Origin of the sequence: Faecalicatena contorta (genome assembly GCF_003149105.1) — a bacterium.
GTDB lineage: Bacteria > Bacillota > Clostridia > Lachnospirales > Lachnospiraceae > Muricomes > Muricomes contortus_C.
This window is the reverse complement of record NZ_QGDS01000008.1, coordinates 34,697-53,309: the sequence shown is the minus strand read 5'-3', so window position 1 is coordinate 53,309 and position 18,613 is coordinate 34,697. Positions and strand designations below refer to the sequence as shown.

General features: G+C 41.3%; 13 protein-coding genes. 7 read left to right on the top strand and 6 right to left on the bottom strand.

Annotated features, from left to right (window positions below):
- Positions 1 to 138: 138 nt before the first annotated feature.
- The 3 genes from A8805_RS13695 to A8805_RS13685 all read right to left on the bottom strand — a co-directional run bounded on the left by A8805_RS13695 (position 139) and on the right by A8805_RS13685 (position 4,689).
- Entirely contained in the window at positions 139 to 1,377 is a 1,239-nt protein-coding gene (locus A8805_RS13695) for an IS110 family transposase (protein WP_109712072.1), read from the bottom strand.
- Positions 1,378 to 2,049: 672 nt separating this feature from the next.
- Entirely contained in the window at positions 2,050 to 4,161 is a 2,112-nt protein-coding gene (locus A8805_RS13690) for a beta-propeller domain-containing protein (RefSeq protein ID WP_242992398.1), read from the bottom strand.
- Between the two features lie 15 nt (positions 4,162 to 4,176).
- Entirely contained in the window at positions 4,177 to 4,689 is a 513-nt protein-coding gene (locus tag A8805_RS13685; protein ID WP_109712070.1) for an RNA polymerase sigma factor, read from the bottom strand.
- Positions 4,690 to 4,999: 310 nt separating this feature from the next.
- Here A8805_RS13685 and A8805_RS13680 point away from each other — a divergent pair, with 310 nt between their 5' ends.
- The 7 genes from A8805_RS13680 (at position 5,000) to A8805_RS13650 (ending at position 14,172) form a co-directional block, all read left to right on the top strand.
- On the top strand, positions 5,000 to 6,619 hold the full coding sequence (locus A8805_RS13680; RefSeq protein WP_109712067.1) for a response regulator transcription factor: 1,620 nt from the start codon (positions 5,000 to 5,002) through the stop codon (positions 6,617 to 6,619).
- A 17-nt stretch (positions 6,620 to 6,636) separates the two neighbouring features.
- Complete coding sequence (locus A8805_RS13675; RefSeq protein WP_109712065.1) at positions 6,637 to 7,740, top strand: sensor histidine kinase; 1,104 nt, start codon at positions 6,637 to 6,639, stop codon at positions 7,738 to 7,740.
- Entirely contained in the window at positions 7,733 to 9,235 is a 1,503-nt protein-coding gene (locus A8805_RS13670) for an ATP-binding cassette domain-containing protein (RefSeq protein ID WP_181392843.1), read from the top strand. Before A8805_RS13675 ends, A8805_RS13670 begins: the two co-directional genes overlap by 8 nt.
- Positions 9,236 to 9,428: 193 nt before the next feature.
- Positions 9,429 to 10,925, top strand: coding sequence for a sugar ABC transporter ATP-binding protein (locus tag A8805_RS13665; protein ID WP_109712061.1), 1,497 nt, complete (start codon positions 9,429 to 9,431; stop codon positions 10,923 to 10,925).
- Positions 10,918 to 11,904, top strand: coding sequence for an ABC transporter permease (locus A8805_RS13660; protein ID WP_109712059.1), 987 nt, complete (start codon positions 10,918 to 10,920; stop codon positions 11,902 to 11,904). The genes A8805_RS13665 and A8805_RS13660 overlap by 8 nt, the downstream gene beginning before the upstream one ends.
- Positions 11,905 to 12,070: 166 nt before the next feature.
- Positions 12,071 to 13,090 carry a sugar ABC transporter substrate-binding protein gene (locus A8805_RS13655; RefSeq protein WP_109712057.1) on the top strand — a complete coding sequence of 340 codons (1,020 nt, stop codon included), beginning with the start codon at positions 12,071 to 12,073 and terminating at the stop codon, positions 13,088 to 13,090.
- 17 nt (positions 13,091 to 13,107) lie between these two features.
- On the top strand, positions 13,108 to 14,172 hold the full coding sequence (locus tag A8805_RS13650) for an alcohol dehydrogenase catalytic domain-containing protein (RefSeq protein ID WP_109712055.1): 1,065 nt from the start codon (positions 13,108 to 13,110) through the stop codon (positions 14,170 to 14,172).
- Between the two features lie 54 nt (positions 14,173 to 14,226).
- On the opposite strand, the gene A8805_RS13645 is transcribed toward A8805_RS13650, so the two are convergent.
- From A8805_RS13645 to A8805_RS13635, 3 genes are all read right to left on the bottom strand, one after another.
- The gene (locus tag A8805_RS13645) at positions 14,227 to 15,243 is read right to left on the bottom strand and encodes a PD-(D/E)XK nuclease family transposase (protein WP_109712053.1); all 1,017 of its coding nucleotides are present in this window, start codon (positions 15,241 to 15,243) and stop codon (positions 14,227 to 14,229) included.
- A gap of 278 nt (positions 15,244 to 15,521) precedes the next feature.
- Complete coding sequence (locus A8805_RS13640) at positions 15,522 to 17,789, bottom strand: hydratase (protein ID WP_109712051.1); 2,268 nt, start codon at positions 17,787 to 17,789, stop codon at positions 15,522 to 15,524.
- Positions 17,790 to 17,941: 152 nt separating this feature from the next.
- Entirely contained in the window at positions 17,942 to 18,514 is a 573-nt protein-coding gene (locus A8805_RS13635; protein WP_109712049.1) for an FHA domain-containing protein, read from the bottom strand.
- Positions 18,515 to 18,613: the final 99 nt, after the last annotated feature.

The following is an 18,613-nucleotide window of genomic DNA, read 5'->3' as shown; positions in this document are numbered from 1 at the left end:
CATTTTCCCATGTACATTGCTACGAAAATAAAATATTCGTCAGCAAACTTGTACATTGACAATAATTGTTTTCAACAATCATAAGGCACAGCAAACAAAGCAGTATACTGACTGCCATAGGGAAACCAAAATGGATATTTAGATTTGGTGCTCCACTCGATAACCACGCTTTTCTAATTCGTGAATGTAACGAGACAATTGTTTTTGCTCACAGTTTTTGCGTCTAATCTCAAAGCAGGATTCGTCAAAAAGAGTTCCTTGTTTGAGCATGGTGTAGATAATGACGAGAAGTTTACGCGCGAGGGCAATAATTGCTTTCTTAGCACCTTTTTTCTGCTTAATACGCCAATACCAGGCTGAAAGATAAGAGTTACGTTTTCCGGCAATGACCCGGGAAATTTCACAAAGCATAGTTTTCACATATGGATTGCCTTTGGTCACCGAAGCACTTTTACGCTTTCCCGCGCTTTCGTTGTTCCCGGGGGATAACCCAGCCCATGAGCAAATATGTTCGGCTGTTTTAAAGCGGCTCATATCAACACCAATTTCTGCAATGATAGCACAAGAGGCGGTAGTACCCATTCCGTAAATACTGTTTAATTGATCCACCTGTAGGGCAAAGGGTTCCATCTCTGCAGCAACTGCTATTTCAATTTCAGAGAGGTGAGTTCTTAACGAATCATAGTGATCCATTAACATTTTTAAAAAGGATTTTTGATGATCGGATAATGTTCCGTTGACCGAAACAAGGATTTCTGATATGCGGTTACGGGTTTTTGTCTTTAGACAAGCATCTAATGCAGACTTATCAATCTGCCCATATTCTATCAAATGGGAAATGATATCTCGGCCGGAAGCTCCAAAAATATTAGAAATGAATGAGGATAAGCGAAAGCCGGAGCTCTGAAGAAACTTTTCAACACGATTTTTTTGAGAAGTAATATCACGTATAATACTTTTGCGGTAGCGGTTCATATGCCGAAACTCCCGGATATTTTTGTCTGGAATAAAGCTTCCATTGAGAAGTCCGGCGCGAAGGAGGGTTGCAATCCATTCAGAATCGCGCATGTCAGTTTTCTTACCCGGAACACTTTTCATGTGTCTGGCATTTACACCAAGCAGTGTAATGTGTCCGGCAAACGCGTCTTCGAGAATTTCATAGATGGGTTGCCAATAGATGCCAGTACTTTCCATAGCAACATGCTGACAATCGAACTGCACGATCCAGTCGCGTAAAGCAACCATGTCAGGTATTAGAGTAGAGAATTCCTTAATTTCAGTATGAGTGGGTTTGCCAAGAGGACCTAAAAGTATACAGGCAACAATTTTTTCTTTGTGAACATCCAAACCAGCACAGATTTCTAATAAATCTTTCATAAGCGAACTCCTTTCTATCTTTTGAATCAGCAGGAGATTTACCCGAGATAATACGGACTTTGCTACTCGTGCTATCCACTAGGGGTGCGACAATATGTTGTTCTCAAGGGCAAAACATTTACGTTGACAAACGGGGTGCAAATCCTCCAATGTGCACTCAAACTTGATCCTGCTTACATTTATTATAAGACAAAGGAGTAATGGAGTGGAAACCTATTTTCATTATAGGCTGTGATAAACCTTCATGATTCGTTGACAATAATATACTTACCCAGGGAACCGTTGAGGTTGCTATACTGGCCGCGGGATACAAAAAAGGAGGCTGGTGCTTATGGTTACATACAGTGATTTATTTACTTTTATTATCATGCTTTGTGCCGTTATAACCCTTGTTATAGCGATTTTTAAACATAAAAAATAGCACCCTCTGTCTGGTAAACTAAGGCGCTACTTTTAAGACTTTAACTTTACCGGCGGTCAGGTGTGCTCTGGCCAACGGTTCCCTTGTTAGGTATATTATAGTCAATATTATAAAATATGTCAAATATCTTCTAAGCATTCTTATTCTCTCTGGTCAAAATGGAAGTAGATACAGTATTTTAGTTCCATGAATACATTAAAGAAAGCCAGCTTCCCCTTATTTTAAAGGAAAAGCTGGCTTTCTTAATGACATCATAGCACGATATCATCTATTTTATCAAATGTGTCCATATTATATGACTCTACTGTATTTCCTGCCACAATATAGAAAGTGTTTCCGGAATAGATACCCCTCGCCTCAGAATATCCTCCCAGCTCTCTTTCGAAGATATTCTTGAATCCATTCTCCTTGTCATAGGAAAAGAGGTAATAGCTCTGCCCCTGTCCATATGCCGAGAATCCAATCAGATTCCTGTCCGTACTAACTAAAGCTGCTTTATAATTGTAAGAAATATCCGTAGAATAACTGTCTTCCAATATATACTTCTGCACCTCTTTTACATCCTTCGGATTAGAAATATCAAACATGGATAATTTCACTCCCTGAGTCATAGTTCCTGTTTTATCTACATCCATTCCAACACCCAGTAAGAGTCCCTCTCCATAAGGGTGAAGATAATCTGAAAATCCAGGTATCTTCAGCTCACCGATAATCTTAGGCTTTTTCGGATTGGATAAGTCAACGGAAAATAGCGGATCTACCTGTTTAAATGTTACAAAATATCCGGTATCACCCATAAACCTGGCTGAATATACTCTCTCATCTTCTGCAAGTCCCTCAATTTTTCCCGTTTCATTCAACTTTTCATCTAAAATGTATAAAGAATTTGTATCTTTCTTTGTTGAATTCTCCGCAGGCGCTATTTCGTTAAACAGAACGATAGGGAATCCACTTCCATTTCCTGTAGAACTGACTGTTGTCACCAGTCTGAGGTTTCCTTTGTATTCATCAATACTGAAAGAATCGTTTAGTGTACCGTTAATTCTGGTCTGTCCTACTGCCTCCAGTTTGCCATCCTTATAAGCTACTTTTCTGATACATGTCTGTGTAACATCAGATTCCGCGGAATTGTAATATGCTTCACAAACATAAATATTATTCTTGCTTACATATACAAGCCCTGCATTTCCAAATACTGCCTTATTGTCCTTCTTCTCACCTGGGTCCTTCAGGGAAAATGTGGAGATTACCGTATATTGATTTCCCCGTACATACTGAGGAAGCAGAATATTTTTACTGTCTATTTCCTTACCCTGTACCTGAGGTATATAAGCGCCAATATCCGTTCTTCCTGCTGCCGTATCCGCATAAAAATTACTCAGAATATATACATCATCCCCGGATACCCGCATGGTATAAAAGCTGCCGCTCTGAGTGATCTTTCCTATAGATTTAGGTTTGGAAGTATCGCTGACATCGTACGTCTCAGCAACAGTATACTGCTTATAAGTTCCTCCGTATCCTTCTTTCCCATCTTCATACTCTGTTTTTGTGTAAACAAGGATTAATTTTTCATCTTTTACATAAACTTCGGAAATATACTGGTCATCCTCAAGACGGATTGTTGCCATCTGTTTCATCTCTTGCTTCTCAATGCTGACAATCTGAATCCTCTGACCATTTAGTATATACAAATTCTTACCGTCCGTCTTGACGATATCACCTTCCCCAACGCCCTCTTCCCTGATATTTGTATCAGAGTAAGAGCCATTGCCTGAAACATCATTCGTTGCCGATGAATCCGCCTTACTTTCCTGTGCCGCACGCTCTGTATTTCCTGTTCCGGGCGTACCAGCCCCTTCATCTCTGCTGCTTTCCGTAACATAAGTCTCACTATTGTACTGTTCCTGGCTTTTTCTCTCTGCTTCAATATACTGGTACACCTCATCATAGCTCTTTGCTGATGCAATGACCCTGTCCCCTGACGATACCGGTGCAGAAGATTCCTCCCCCGCATCACTGGCATTGTCTGCAGAAGCCATTCCAGGTCTGCTGCCTGCCGTATCTTCATTCTTTTGAAATAATCCGCCAAAAGCTGCAATTCCTATGACAAGAGCACAGCACGCCGCAGCTGCTCCAACCGTATAGACTGTTTTCCAGCGGAATCTTTTTAGTTTTCCTTTTTCTTCTAACAGCTTTTCAATATTTTCAGGCTTTAGAGATTCTGGAATTTCCACATCTTCTGTCATTTGCCGAAGCTGTTCCTCTAGTTTGTTTTCTTCTATTTCCTGCCCCTCTGCCGTCTGCTCCTCTATCATCTCTTCTTCCGGATTTTTCTTTAAATCATTCCCATCCAACGTCATGACCTACACCCCTTTCTATTGTAGAACCCTGCGCATTTTTTCCATTGCGCGGGTCTTCTTTGAGCGGACTGTGGCGGGGTTCTGATCCATCATATTCCCAATTTCATCACTCTGATAGCCCCCAAATACTGAAAATGCCACAATCATCCTCTCGTCTTCGTTTAATATGCCGAATGCCTTCCGCACATCATGTGACCCCGCATAATCCCTCTCCGGTGCCGGCAACTCCGTCTCAAGCTCTTCCATCTGCGGAACATCCCTGAACCGCTTCTTACATTGATTGCTCAAAATCCGAAAAATCCAGCTTCGAAAAGATTTCTCTTTTTTAAGTCCGCTGATATTCTCATAAGCCGCTATGACAGCTTCGCTTACCGCATCCTCCGCATCCTGAGGATGCTTCAGTGTATACAGCGCAAACTTATATAATTCCTTGTGAATCCTCACATACAGCTCTGAAAATGCTTTCACATCTCCCTGCCGGGACTTCCGTATTAATACTAATTCCGATAAATTTTCATAATCAGACATCTGCCCCTCCTCTCCCGCCCTGTAATTCCAGGACAAAGTTATTTACATTCATGAATGAAAACGAAACAAGATATCCGTTTCGTTCTTGTATATATAAGAGTAAAAAATCTTATATTTTGTTGCAGGTAAAACAAAGAAATTTTTTTCTTCCTCTTTTTTCATCTTATCCCATTATTGTCCAGACATCCACTATTTTTTCTATTGCCCATTATATTTTTATCCCTTAAAATAAGGGTAGCGGTTCAGAGGGCAGGCTCGAAAATATTTATGTTCTTCTGAATAGTTACAAATTTCGAAAGGTGGCACATTTATGTATAAGGTCATGATTGTGGATGATGAAAGCCTTATCATCTCTTTGATAGAGAATTTGATAGACTGGGAAAAATATGACATGGTAGTGGCAGGGAGCGCAAATAATGGAATAGATGCTCTGACAGAGGTAGAGAGGATACAGCCGGACATTGTCATAGTTGATGTCCGCATGCCCGGGTATGATGGTATCACTTTTATGCAGAAACTCCGTGAGATTAATACTAAGATTAAATTTATCGTAATCAGTGGGCATAAGAAGTTCGAATATGCTAAGAGTGCAATGAAATATAACGTAGAAGATTATCTCATTAAGCCTATTAATAAAGAGGAAATGGAACATATTCTGGATAAACTGAGACAGAAGCTGGCAAGTGAACGGCAGTCTGAAAACATTCACCAGGCTTTGAGCAGCGAGCTTAATGCCAGTCACCGGCAAATCCATGACTATTTCATTGAGTCATTTTTTCAAAATAAGCTTCCGGCTGACGGGTTATCTGAAGATGCCGTTAACAGCTCCTATTTTACCAAATTCCGCTCCGGCTTCTACTGTGGTATCATTCTAAAACTGGATTCCCGTTATACCCGGCTGGATTCCGGCTTTACAGAAACACTGCTGGGCCGCATTCAAGAGCAGTTCCTCAAGATTGCGGCAGATCTGTGCCACGAAATACTGATACAGCCGGCCCCCGATTCTCTCCGCATCATCTGTAATTATCCAGATGAACGCCGCCAGGAGCTCCCGGGGCTGTTAAAAGAAATCTTCTCTTATGTTTCCAATATTCTGAAAAAATTTGAAGATATCCTGCTTACCATAGGAATTGGAGCCCCCGTGCACAAGTTAAGCGATGCCAGTTCAAGCCTGCTTAGCGCTGATAGCTGCATTCAGGCAAGAATTGCCCTGGGAACTCAAAGGTTGATTTTTTATTCTGACTTGAAAGAAGACCCCGGTATTGCACAGATTATTCTCACAAATACAGCTATGGAAAAATGGAATGATGCCCTCCGCAGCCTTGGAGCTGATAACATCAAGATGCAGCTTTTAAATCTTTTTTCTTATGCAGAGGATTACAAATATCAGGATAATCTGATTTATAATAAGGTTGCGTTGGCTTTACACAGAAAATTTTATGATTATATCGTTAAAATAGACCTATGTAAAAAGTCTTATGAGGAATTTGAAAACGAACTGGCGGAAAACTCCTGCTGGGCATTTACCGGACGGATGCTTGCCGATGCCCTCTCGGAACAAATGGCTTCCTATATCACCCAATATATCAGCGAGGATTCTCAGGATTGTAACCCTGCTATCCGTATTGCAAAAAAATATATTGCAGAAAACTATCAGAGTAATATTTCTATGACTTCAATGGCTGAACTGGTCAATCTGAGCCCGGTCTATTTTAGCGTGCTCTTTAAGAGGGAAGTAGGCACCAATTTCCTTGATTACCTGAACCAGTACCGTCTGGAAGTCTCTAAAAAGCTGTTAAGGCAGGTAAAATACAATATTAATGAAGTGGCTTCACTCTCCGGTTTCCAGGACTCCAAATATTTTTCCAAGCTCTTTAAGAAGACCTTTGGAATCACTCCAACAGACTACAGAAACCGGAATGCAGGTTAGAAAGGGCGGTATCCGGAATGTATAAATATAATGTATCACGCCTGAACAGAAAGCTTGACAGTGCTAACCTATTCTTAATCCTCATTATTAATATTACCCTGCCTTTGGGTGTCCTGCTGTTAAACACCCTGATTATCCGGTTCCAGCTCAGCAAAAACCTGCTGACATCAATCCCTGAAAATTATTATACAAGGCTTACCCTTCTGTCTTTGGTTCTGGTTACAGTAATGCTTGGAATTATCGACTACGTTTATATTATCTCCCCATTTCTTCACCTGGAGGATGTGTTAAAGGAATATGCTAATCTCACCAATATGAATTTAGAAAAACCTTTTGATAAACACTTTGTGAAATCCTCACTGGAACAGAATTTTCTGGACATGCTGCAGATTCAAAAAGAGATAGATAAACAGGCGCGGAAAGCAGAAAACCGGATTCAGACAACGGAATTGTATGCGCTTCAGACTCAGATTAATCCACATTTTCTCTACAATACCCTGGACTCTATCCGGGGATTAGCTCTCATTCACGGGGTAAGTGAAATTGCCACCATGACTGAATCTCTGTCCTGCCTTTTCAGGAGTATGATTGCCAAAGAGGGACAGATGCTGCTTTTGCGGGATGAATTTGAAAATGTGCGCAATTATATTACTATACAGAATTTTCGTTTCAGCAACCGGTTCGATTATGAGTATAATATCCCGGAATCCCTCATGGATCAGTATCTTATTCCAAATATGACCCTTCAGCCAATTGTGGAAAATGCCATTATGCATGGTCTGGAAAGTAAATACGGGAGAGGCAGGATTTCTATTTCGGGCTACGTAACGGAAAAACGCCTTGTACTGTCAATCACAGATAATGGAGTAGGCATTAAGGAGGAAAAGCTGAACTACCTTAACGAAAGGCTGCTAAATTACCGTGCGCCTATTTCAAAAGAGCATACCCGCTATCATGTAGGAATCGCGCTTCTGAACATAAATAAACAGATTAAGTTAAAATTTGGAGACCAATACGGAATCTGCCTCACAAGCACTCCCGATGTCTACACATCTACCGAACTTGTCCTTCCGGCACTGCCTGCCGGACAGGCTGCCAGACAGGAGAATATCTATGAATAAAGAACTGCTTAGAATGGAGCATATCATCACTTACCGTTCTTCTAAAAAAATACTGGATGATGCAAAGCTCAACCTGTTTCAAGGCGAACTCATCGGTATCACCAGTGTAAACAATGCAGGAAAAACCGCCCTCGTTGGTGGTATAGTTGGGACTGCCCCGATTACCTCGGGGCATATTTATATTGAAGAGGAAGAAGTCTCCATTACATCCATAGAAGAAGGACGGAAGGCAGGTATTTACTACTTTTCCCGCCATTCCTCACTAATTACTGATTTTACAATCTGGCAGAATTTTCTTCTGGGGCCTAACCCAGGCCAAATAATCATTAAATCCAGGGACTCAGAGGCACAGTGCCGGGAAATGCTGGAGCTGCTTGGAATACAGGTGAATATTCATGAAAAAATCAGCACTCTCACCCAAAAAGAGAAACTTCTGGTTGAGATGGCGCGTGCCGTATATTATGATGCTAAAATCCTTGTAATGGATGATATTCTCAATACACTTTCAGCCACAGCCCTGGATGAATTTGAAATGCTCTTTCAAATGTTGTGTTCTCTGCATATAGGGATCATTCTAATCGACAACCGTATCCGCTGTCTGAAACGTTATTGCAGCCGCCTTTTCGTCATGCGCAGCGGTCAAACAGCGGCTGTACTGGATAAAGGAAATATGGACGACAATCTTATCACTGCTCTGATGCTGGGCACAAAGCCTGCTGCAAAAGACAAACCCCACATTCCTGAACCACTGCGTCATAACGAAGTTTTGCTGGAAATGCAGAATATTTACTATCAAAATATTTTGCGGGGCCTCTCCTTTCAGGTTTTCCGCAATGAAATTACCGGTGTCTTAAATGTAGGGACTCATTCCGGAAATGCAGTGAATCATCTGCTTCAAGGCAGGGGAAAACCAGATTCCGGTACTTTATATTTCCGGCAGCAGCCTATTGTTCTGAAGTCTGCGGAACATGCTGTCAGTACTGGTATTGCTTCTCTTGCAGAACAAAACGCCATCTTCCCTAACCTGACCCTGGAGGAAAATATTATGTTTCCTGCCTTAAAAATGAACAGCAGACTCTACGGAATCTTGAATAAATCTGAACTAAAATATTGTGCCAGGGAACTAATGAGCCGCTATATTGTTGATTATGAGGGCATCTATATTTCTGAATCCCAGATTGAAGCAGACATCATTCTGAGATGGAAAATCTATTTTTGCAGAATGCTGTCCACAAGCCCTGAACTTGCTGTAATTCTAAATCCTACCAAAAGCATCGACAGCACTTCAAAAGAATTTCTTTATGATGACATCCGCAGCCTGAGCGGGCTAGATACTACGGCCCTCATCATCTCCTCGAATATTGAAGAACTCTTTGCTGTTTGTGACCGGATTCTGGTTGTCAATCATGGAAAAGCTGAAGCTGATATTCGTAATGATGACGCTGGCCGGGAAGAACTTCTATATCTCTACAGGCAATATCTTAAGCTTATGTAAAAATAAGGATTGGGGCTTAAAAATGCCCCTCTTCATTTTCTGTTCACTTTGTTATATATATATCGAATATATATCCCAATTTTATACAAATTAAATAATTTTTGACACCATATCTAAATTTTGGTGCATTGTTGTCCCCGGCACCCCTGAGTATAATTGATACTAGCAAACGAAAGGAAAAGGGAGGGAGAACATGAAAGGCGATATGATTCTCAAGCTAAATCATATATCCAAGATGTACCCTGGCGTAACAGCTCTGGACGATTTAAACATCCAGTTCCAAGAGGGGGAAATACACGCCATAGTCGGTGAAAACGGCGCCGGTAAATCAACCATGATTAAAACAATTTCCGGTGCAATCCAGCCAACAAAAGGTACTATCGAAATAAACGGGCAAACTTATGAGCATATGACACCTGCACTCTCAAGAGCAAATGGTATTGCGGTTATTTATCAGGAGTTTACTTTGATACCAGTCTTGTCTGCGGCTGAAAATATTTTTATGGGTGAGTTCCTTATGAACGGCATGGTCCTGGACCGCAAAGCCATGTACAACAAATCAAAAGAGCTTTTCGAGCGTCTGAAGGTGAATATCGATCCCAACGTCAAGGTGGCAGACCTGACTACCGGATACCAGCAGATTGTAGAAATTGCCAAAGCGGTCTCAAAAGATGCAAAAATCCTGATTATGGATGAGCCGTCTGCTCCGCTGACCACCTCCGAGGTGGAAGCAATGTTCAAAATTGTAGATACATTGAAAGAACAAGGTGTTACCATTATCTATATTTCACACAGAATGGAAGAAATTTTCCGTCTGTCTGATCGTGTATCTGTTCTGCGTGACGGAAAATACATCACCACAGTCAATACGGCGGATACGAATAAAGCAGAGTTAATCCGCTTAATGGTAGGCAGGGAGCTTACAGAAACTTATCCTGTACGTGCCAAACATGCTACGGAAACAATCCTTTCCATCAGAAATGTTTCGGGCAATGGTGTCAAAGATATTTCATTTGATGTAAAAAAGGGTGAGATTTTGGGTATGGCAGGACTGATTGGCGCAGGCCGTACAGAGCTTGCACAACTCTTATTCGGATATGAAGAGATTACGGAAGGTGAAATCATTCTGAACGGCAAAAGCCTGAAACCGAAGAACTGTATGGAATCCATTAAAGCCGGTATCGCTCTGGTACCTGAGGACCGGAAACGTCAGGGGCTTGTACTTGATATGACAATCAAGGAAAATACCACCATGCCAAGCTTAAAAGACTGGTCAAGCCATAGCGTGATTAATCATAAAAAGGAGACAGAGATTACTGAAAAATACATCGAAAGCCTCCGCACAAAAACACCGAGTATGGATCAGAAAGCAAAAAATCTAAGCGGCGGTAACCAGCAGAAGGTTGTTCTTGCAAAATGGCTGGCAATGAACCCGGATATTTTGATTTTTGATGAACCTACCCGAGGAATTGACGTAGGAGCCAAACAGGAGATTTATCAGATTATGAACGACTTGGCCGATGATGGCAAGGCAATCATTATGATTTCCTCTGATATGGAAGAATTGATTGGAATGTCCGATAGAATTGTAGTTTTATGTAAAGGAAGGATGACCGGCATTATGGACAGAGACTCCATTTCTCAGGAATCTATTTTAGCTAAATCTGCCGGAGGTGACGAAAATGAATAAAAGTAAGAAACTATTTAAATCAAAAGAACTTGGGATTTTTCTTGTACTGGTTGTCATGTTCCTGATATTCAGTATCCTTTCCCCACAGTTCCTAAAAGCAAACAATTTATTTAACATAGCCAAACAAATTGCAACCCTGGGTATTTGCTCTGTAGGCTTTACCTTTGTACTTATTACAGGCGGAATTGATTTGTCTGTAGGGTATCAGATTTCACTGGTTGGAATTATCTGTTCCTACCTGATGACTAAGGCCGGCGTAAACTGGCTGCTCGCAGTACTAATCTCCATGCTGATAGGCACTGTGATAGGTCTCATCAACGGAATGATTATTACAAAAACCGGTGTTGCACCTCTGATTGTCACACTATCCATGATGACCATACTAAATGGAATCAGCTACCTCATTTCAGGAGGACTCCCCATGTTTGGATTTCCAAGGAGCTTTTCTTTCCTGGGGCAGGGCAATATACTGGGGATTCCGGTTTCCCTGATTTTCCTGGTTGTGATTATCCTGATTGGCGCATTCATTCTAAACAAGACTTACTACGGAAGGTATTTCTACGCTATCGGAAGCAACGAGGAGGCCGCTAAGTTATCCGGTGTCAATACCGGGAAAATCCGTATCATTGTTTACAGTATGTGCGGATTCTTCACTGCAATCGGAGCAATCCTGCAGCTTTCCCGCCTGAATTCCGGCCAGTCTGCAACCGGTGCCGGATTTGAGTTTAATGTACTGACTGCCTGTGTACTGGGCGGAGTCAGCAGCAGTGGTGGAAAAGGTACAATTCTTGGAGCATTTATTGGTGTATTGATTGTGGGCGTACTGGATAACGGACTGCTTCTCCTGAATGTCAGTGAATATATCCAGCTTGTTATCAAAGGATGCATCCTGCTTATCGCAGTTATCTATGATACAATGTCACGCACAAACAGCGAACGTGTAAAACGTATTAAGGCAATCAATGCAAATAATAACTAGTGTATTCCCCCTTTAATAAAGAAACATCCATGACCGCTAAGTTCGAAAGAACCTCACTAAGCCGGCAGGATGTACTTTGCAACATAAGGTCTGAAAAAGCCAGACCTAAGTAGCATAAGCAAGGGGATGAAGACAAAATAATATTTTATTTCTAGGAGGAAAAGATATGAAAAAAAGAATTTTAAGTGTATTTGCAGCGATGTTTCTTTTGACAGGGACTATCACCGGGTGCAGCATGGACTCAGATACCAGCAGCAAAGACAGCAGTTCCACTGAAACAGCATCAAAAGACACCAAAAGCTCCGGGGATTACAAGGTAGGCATTACATTTTCTGATTTGAGTAACCCTGTATGGGCAGAACTTGTGAAAGAGGCAGAGGCCTATGCAAAGGAAAAAGGAATTTCCGTTACATATGTGGATGCCCAAAGTGACGCTACAAAACAGGTGACACAGATTGAAAACTTTATCCAGGGCGATATGGATGCTATTATTGTCTGCGCAGTAGAATCAAATGCAGTTGCAGATGTAACAAAAAAAGCACAAGATGCCGGAATTTATGTTGTAGGTTATACACAGACTCTCGAGAACTGTGATGCACAGTACCTTGTAGATCCGTATAATACAGGATATGCATGCGGAGAGCGTGCTGCTGAGTGGATTAATGAAAACTACGGTGACGAAGAAGTCGTAGAGTGGGCACTGATGGATTTACCTGAATTTCCTGAGATTATTGAACGTGCAAACGGAATCAAAGCCGGAATTGAGGAAAATACAAAAAATACAAAGCTGGTAGCAACTGCTTCCGCACTCACCTCTGAGGAAGGTGTTAAAAATGCTGAGACATTCCTTCAGGCTCACCCTGATATCAAGGCGATCTGCTGTATCGGCGGCGGCGGAAGTGTAGGCGGAAACGAAGGAATCAAATCTGCAGGAATCACAGACTTTAACTCTATCGGCCTGTTTGGAATTGATGCTACAGAAAATGAAATCCTGAACATCATCAATGGCGAACCTCAGAAATCCTCTGTCAGCCTGGGCGGCGGAAAAGCACACGGACGTGCTCTGGTGGACATTACTTCTGACCTGCTTGAAGGTAAAGATGTAGAAAAAGACCAGTACATGCCAATTGAGGTAATTGATTCATCTAATGCACAGGAATACTATGATACAATTTATGCTAAATAAGAAGAAGGAGAACATCTATGGAAAGAACAATGAAAGCACTCTTATCTTACGCACCTTATGATAACCGTTATGAGGACGTTCCGGTTCCAACAATCAGTGACGGAGAAATTCTGCTCAAAGTAAAAGGCTGCGGTATCTGTGCGGGTGATGTTAAATCATACCATGGGGGAATCCGTATCTGGGGAACTTCTGAAGAGAACCGGTACATTGAAGCTCCCTGCATTGGCGGACATGAATTTTACGGTGAAATCGTTGAGAAGGCTGACGATGTTGAAGGATTTGAAATAGGTGATACCATTGTTACTGAACAGATTATTCCATGTGGAACCTGTAAATTCTGTCGGGAGGGAAAATACTGGATGTGTACACGATCGGCAGTATTTGGATTCAAACAGTACGCAAACGGCGGCTTTGCAGAATACGTAAAGCTGGATAAAAACTGCCTGAACCATAAAATTCCTAAAAACTTCACCCCTGAACAGGCTGCCCTTGTTGAACCCATCGCATGCGGTATGCACGCCATAGAACGTGCCAATATCCAGCACAGTGATGTCGTGGTTATTGCAGGGCTGGGAGCTATTGGATTATCCATGGTTAATATGGCCTCTCTCTGCCTCCCAAAACTGGTTATCGGTATTGATGTCAAAGCAAACCGCCTGGCGATGGGAAAAGACTTCGGAGCTGATGTAGTATTGAACCCAATGGAATGTAATGTAGTGGAAGAAATCATGAAACTGACCAGTGGACTTGGCTGTGATGTATATGTAGAAGCTTCTGGAAGCCCCAAAAGCGTTACACAGGGAATGGATTCTTTAAAGAACCTGGGACGTTATATTCAGATGGGTGTATTTGCAGAAGAAGTAACCGCAGACTGGAATACAATCGGTGATGGAAAAGAACTCACTATTATTGGATCTCATCTTTCCGCACTTACCTTCCCCGCTGTTATCAAGGGAATCGCATCCGGGCTGATTAAAACAGATGGTCTGATTTCTCACAAATTTGATCTTGCAGACTGGACGGAAGCATTTCAAGTTGCTGAAAAAGATCCAAATGCCGTAAAGGTTATGCTCATACCATAAAGAATAGAAACATCAAGGGGCCGATACACTGGCCCCTAAATGTTTTCCGCTCTTCTATTCACCTAAAATAGATGCCAGCTTTTCCTTTAGCGCTGCAATCTCAGCACTTTGTTCCTGTATTTTGGTACCCTGCTCCTGTATTTTGATACCCTGCTCTTTGAGCTCTTTCTCCTGCTCTTTTATCTCCTTCTCCTGCTCTTCAATCATATATCGAACCGTATTCCTATCCAGTTCCCGCAATTCTTTTGAAAACATGTGCATCACCTCTTCAATATCCAAACACATTTGATAGATTTCTTCGTACATGGTTCTAAATTCCGGGTGTATTTCCAACAGCTCCGCAATTTTTTCCGGCTCATCATAACTTAAAAAGGCCAGCCATGCATCTAACTCACTTTCTATGATTTTATTGTGCATGCTATTTTTGAAAATGTCAAGTGGGATTAACACATACTCCTGCAGCATATTCAGCTGAAGTCCCGTATTAAAAATTTGTTTTCCCCGGTGAATGTACTGTCCTTTTACTTCATGAAATTCTCTTGTACTTTTCTCAAATAATACAATCGTATATACGGTCTTGATATCCCGGTATGTAAAATTCTTTTTTCTCCTTCCCTTTACCCGCTTATACTGCCTCAGAAGCATGTCCGCCGAATAACATGCGATTCGTTCACCCGGAAAAGCATAACCAATCTTCTGGATTTCAATATTTGCAATGCTTCCGTCTTCCAGCTCCACTACAATATCAGTAATCAAAAGTGTACATTCATCTGCGATACGGGTAGAATCATTAGGCAGAATTTGTATAATTCTTACCTTACGGCATAAAATGAGACTAAGAAACCGCTCCACCCGTTCGGGGTGATATTCAGGGCTGAATATCTCTTTGAAAAATGAATCATAAAGAATCTTTACTCCTCTGGCCCCGGAGCAGAAATCTAAAAACTCTTCCTGCTGTTCCTCCTTCCATGAATCAAACAATACCAGAAGTTCCTCTTTTTTCCCAATTTCGTTTAATATCTCATTTCTTGTACGAAGCATTGGAAAATACTCTTGTAATTTTTTTGTCATAGGCATTTCCTTTCTAAAATGATTATTCAGTTTTTTATTCACGGATTATGCTTCGAACATGAAGCGCCGGGATAAGATTTCGCGGCTTGATATAGGCAAGAGCGCCTGCCGCTTGATGTATCTATCATAATATAATAAATTACTTATGACAAGATATTTTTCAATTCAAAATGTTTACAAAAAACTTATAACAAATGAAGCCGCTAATCATCAAGACCAGCGGCTTCTGCCTATTTATTATTTTAACTTAGAAAAGGTCTAATCCCCTTCCAAATACTTTAATCTCTATAATAGTTAATAAGGCATCCTTTTAATATAATTTCTCTTTCTGCATCTGTGAGTTCACCAAGGCGGAATTCAATTTCTTTCAGGCTGTCTCCTACAACATATGCCTTTATCACATCTGCTTTATCCTCCACTGCCTTTCTTACATCAGGAACAAAGATATAGTCCCCATTTTTAAATGGCAGGTTTTCATGGTCTGCATCTGTTAGGAAAGGAAGCATTCCCCAGTTAATCAGATTAGAGCGATAGCGTTTTGTTGCATATCCATTTGCAATATTTGCCCATCCGCCAAGCACCTTCTGACAGGAAGCGGCTTGTTCTCTTGCAGAGCCATCTCCTGGTTTTACAGCGAAAATGGTACTTCCTACACCAAGGTTTCCTTCTCCTGCTTCAGGATAAAATTCTCTGACCTTTGCCATTACCGGCTTTAACTCTTCCAGCACATCCAATGGACATGTATTTTCCTCAATTGCCTTCTGTGCTGTCTGTACTTCTTTGGCACGTCCTACATAAGCCGGGTCCTTTCTGGAAAGTGTAAACTCCGCAAGTCCAAGAGGATTGGAGCGGTAGGAAGATGTCTCCCCTGAAGGAATCAACTCATCAGTAGTCGTCACCGGATCATGAATCTCAGAAACTACCTTCAGAACCAAATTGGGGGGTAACGCAGACATCTTAGGCCAATCTTTAATATTGGGGCCAAATTTAATTTCTACACTTGGGTCAGCAACACCCTGACTGTCAAATACGCGATTTTCATAAATACTCTTATCAAAATGATACTTTTGTCCCTTATACTCCACATCTATAGCTGTAGCAGGTGTCAAAAATCCTTTGTTAGCCGCTGTGGCTGCAATAGAACGTGCATCCATAAGCGCAACAGATGCAATCTGTCCACTTTGGAGCTTAGAGCCTTCACGGTTCGGGAAGTTTCTCGTTGAATGACGGATAGAAAATGCATTATTGGCAGGTGTATCTCCCGCACCAAAACATGGTCCGCAAAATGCTGTCTTCACAACTGTACCTGCTGCCATCAGGTCAGCAACTGCACCATTTTTCACTAATTCCATATAAATTGGCGTACTTGCCGGATATACACTGAATGTAAATTCATCATGTCCAATGTTCTTTCCTTTTATAATATCAGCCGCAGCACAAATATTTTCAAATCCGCCGCCTGCACATCCTGCAATAATTCCCTGTTCTACATAAAGCCTGTCATTTACAATCTTATCCTGCAGTGAATAATCTACTGCACCGCCCAGGCTTACAATTGCTTTCTTTTCCACATCATGTAAAATGTCTTTCAGATTTGCATTTACTTCATCGATTGTATATACATTGCTTGGATGGAACGGCATCGCAATCATAGGCTTAATTTCACTTAAATTTACATAAACCATGCCGTCATAGTACGCAACAGATCCCGGATTCAGCTCTTTATAATCCTCACTTCTTCCGTGAATCTCATAGTATTCCTGAATCTTGTCATCCGTTTTCCAAATGGATGACAAACAGGTAGTCTCCGTTGTCATAACATCAACGCCCATACGGAAATCGGCACTTAACTTGTCCACACCCGGTCCTACAAATTCCATCACTTTATTATTTACATAGCCATTTCCAAATGTTGCCCCAATAATTGCCAGTGCAACATCCTGAGGTCCCACCCCTTTCATTGGCTCCCCATCCAGGTAAATACCGATAACACCTGGCATGTTAATATCATAAGTCTTGTTCAAAAGTTGTTTTACAAGCTCCGGTCCGCCCTCACCCATGGCCATTGTTCCAAGAGCGCCATAACGGGTGTGGCTGTCTGAACCAAGAATCATCTTACCGCCCCCTGAAAGTACCTCACGGGCATACTGGTGAATCACGGCCTGATGAGGAGGTACATAAACTCCGCCATACTTCTTTGCACAGGTCAGGCCAAACATATGGTCGTCCTCATTAATTGTACCACCTACCGCACATAAACTGTTATGGCAGTTTGTCAGCACATAGGGAACCGGGAATTTCTCAAGTCCTGAAGCTCTGGCCGTCTGTATAATTCCAACAAATGTTATATCATGTGATGTGAGCTTATCAAATTTTATCTGCAAACGCTCCATATCAGATGTTGTATTATGATCCTTCAGAATTCCATAGGCAATGGTATTCTGAGCTGCTTCTTCCTTCGTAACAGGAATGGTAATATTGCCTGTATCTTCAACTATTTCAGTGCCATTTTTCAAATAAACACCGTTTTCATATAGTTTTATCATGATTAATCCTCCTAACATACTTATTAACTCGTTACTGCTTATCATTTTAGCATGATAAAGAATAGATGTAAATTGGGAAATTTCCCTCTCAAGCCACAACCCCCTCTGCGTAAGGTCTAAAAAGGCAGTACCCTGTCAGGCACCGCCTTAAATTAATTTGTCTCTCTAAGAATTTTAATAACTTCGAGTTCTGTCTCACCCAGCGAAATAAAATCCTCTCTTTGAATCACAATAGGTTTCTGAATCTTCTTGCCATTTAAGAATGTATGGTTCTTTGAACCCTCATCCCTGAGGTACAATTTATCCTTCCTTCGTATAATTGCACAATGAACCTTAGAAATCTTCCTGTCATTGGTGAGAGATAAAAATTCCTCAAAAGCCACTTCTTTTGTGGTTCTGCCAATTCCAATATTATCATAGAAAATATAGGTGTACCGCTCCTGGGTATCGGTGTCTTCTAAAATAATCTTCCAGCGTCTTTTCTTTCCTGATGAATTCTCAGCACCTGCATCCAAATCGTCATCTTCCAGCTCCTGCTGTGTACCTGGCCTTCTGCGCCTTCTGGCCGGTCTCTTGTCCTCGTAATCATCTTCTTCTATGTCATACTCTTCATCAAGCTCATATTTCCTGTATTCTTTTCTCTCTTTTACTATTGTTACTACTGTCGCGATTATAGTAACTAAAATCAGAACTGCCAAGACTATAAGAATAATCCAGTACATCATTTGCATATCAACTCCTTCAGGAGTTAATCTTACTATATTTTTTCGGTTCAGGCAAGTTAATACGCCTTTTTTATAAATACTTTTAGGAATATCCTTCTA

Bases quoted from the DNA above. Each gene is read 5' to 3' on its own strand.
- A8805_RS13650 (WP_109712055.1), top strand. From the start codon at position 13,108: ATGGAAAGAACAATGAAAGCACTCTTATCTTACGCACCTTATGATAAC.
- A8805_RS13685 (WP_109712070.1), bottom strand. From the start codon at position 4,689: ATGTCTGATTATGAAAATTTATCGGAATTAGTATTAATACGGAAGTCC.
- A8805_RS13645 (WP_109712053.1), bottom strand. From the start codon at position 15,243: ATGACAAAAAAATTACAAGAGTATTTTCCAATGCTTCGTACAAGAAAT.
- A8805_RS13640 (WP_109712051.1), bottom strand. From the start codon at position 17,789: ATGATAAAACTATATGAAAACGGTGTTTATTTGAAAAATGGCACTGAA.
- A8805_RS13635 (WP_109712049.1), bottom strand. From the start codon at position 18,514: ATGATGTACTGGATTATTCTTATAGTCTTGGCAGTTCTGATTTTAGTT.
- A8805_RS13655 (WP_109712057.1), top strand. From the start codon at position 12,071: ATGAAAAAAAGAATTTTAAGTGTATTTGCAGCGATGTTTCTTTTGACA.
- A8805_RS13670 (WP_181392843.1), top strand. From the start codon at position 7,733: ATGAATAAAGAACTGCTTAGAATGGAGCATATCATCACTTACCGTTCT.
- A8805_RS13680 (WP_109712067.1), top strand. From the start codon at position 5,000: ATGTATAAGGTCATGATTGTGGATGATGAAAGCCTTATCATCTCTTTG.
- A8805_RS13660 (WP_109712059.1), top strand. From the start codon at position 10,918: ATGAATAAAAGTAAGAAACTATTTAAATCAAAAGAACTTGGGATTTTT.
- A8805_RS13690 (WP_242992398.1), bottom strand. From the start codon at position 4,161: ATGACGTTGGATGGGAATGATTTAAAGAAAAATCCGGAAGAAGAGATG.
- A8805_RS13675 (WP_109712065.1), top strand. From the start codon at position 6,637: ATGTATAAATATAATGTATCACGCCTGAACAGAAAGCTTGACAGTGCT.
- A8805_RS13665 (WP_109712061.1), top strand. From the start codon at position 9,429: ATGAAAGGCGATATGATTCTCAAGCTAAATCATATATCCAAGATGTAC.
- A8805_RS13695 (WP_109712072.1), bottom strand. From the start codon at position 1,377: ATGAAAGATTTATTAGAAATCTGTGCTGGTTTGGATGTTCACAAAGAA.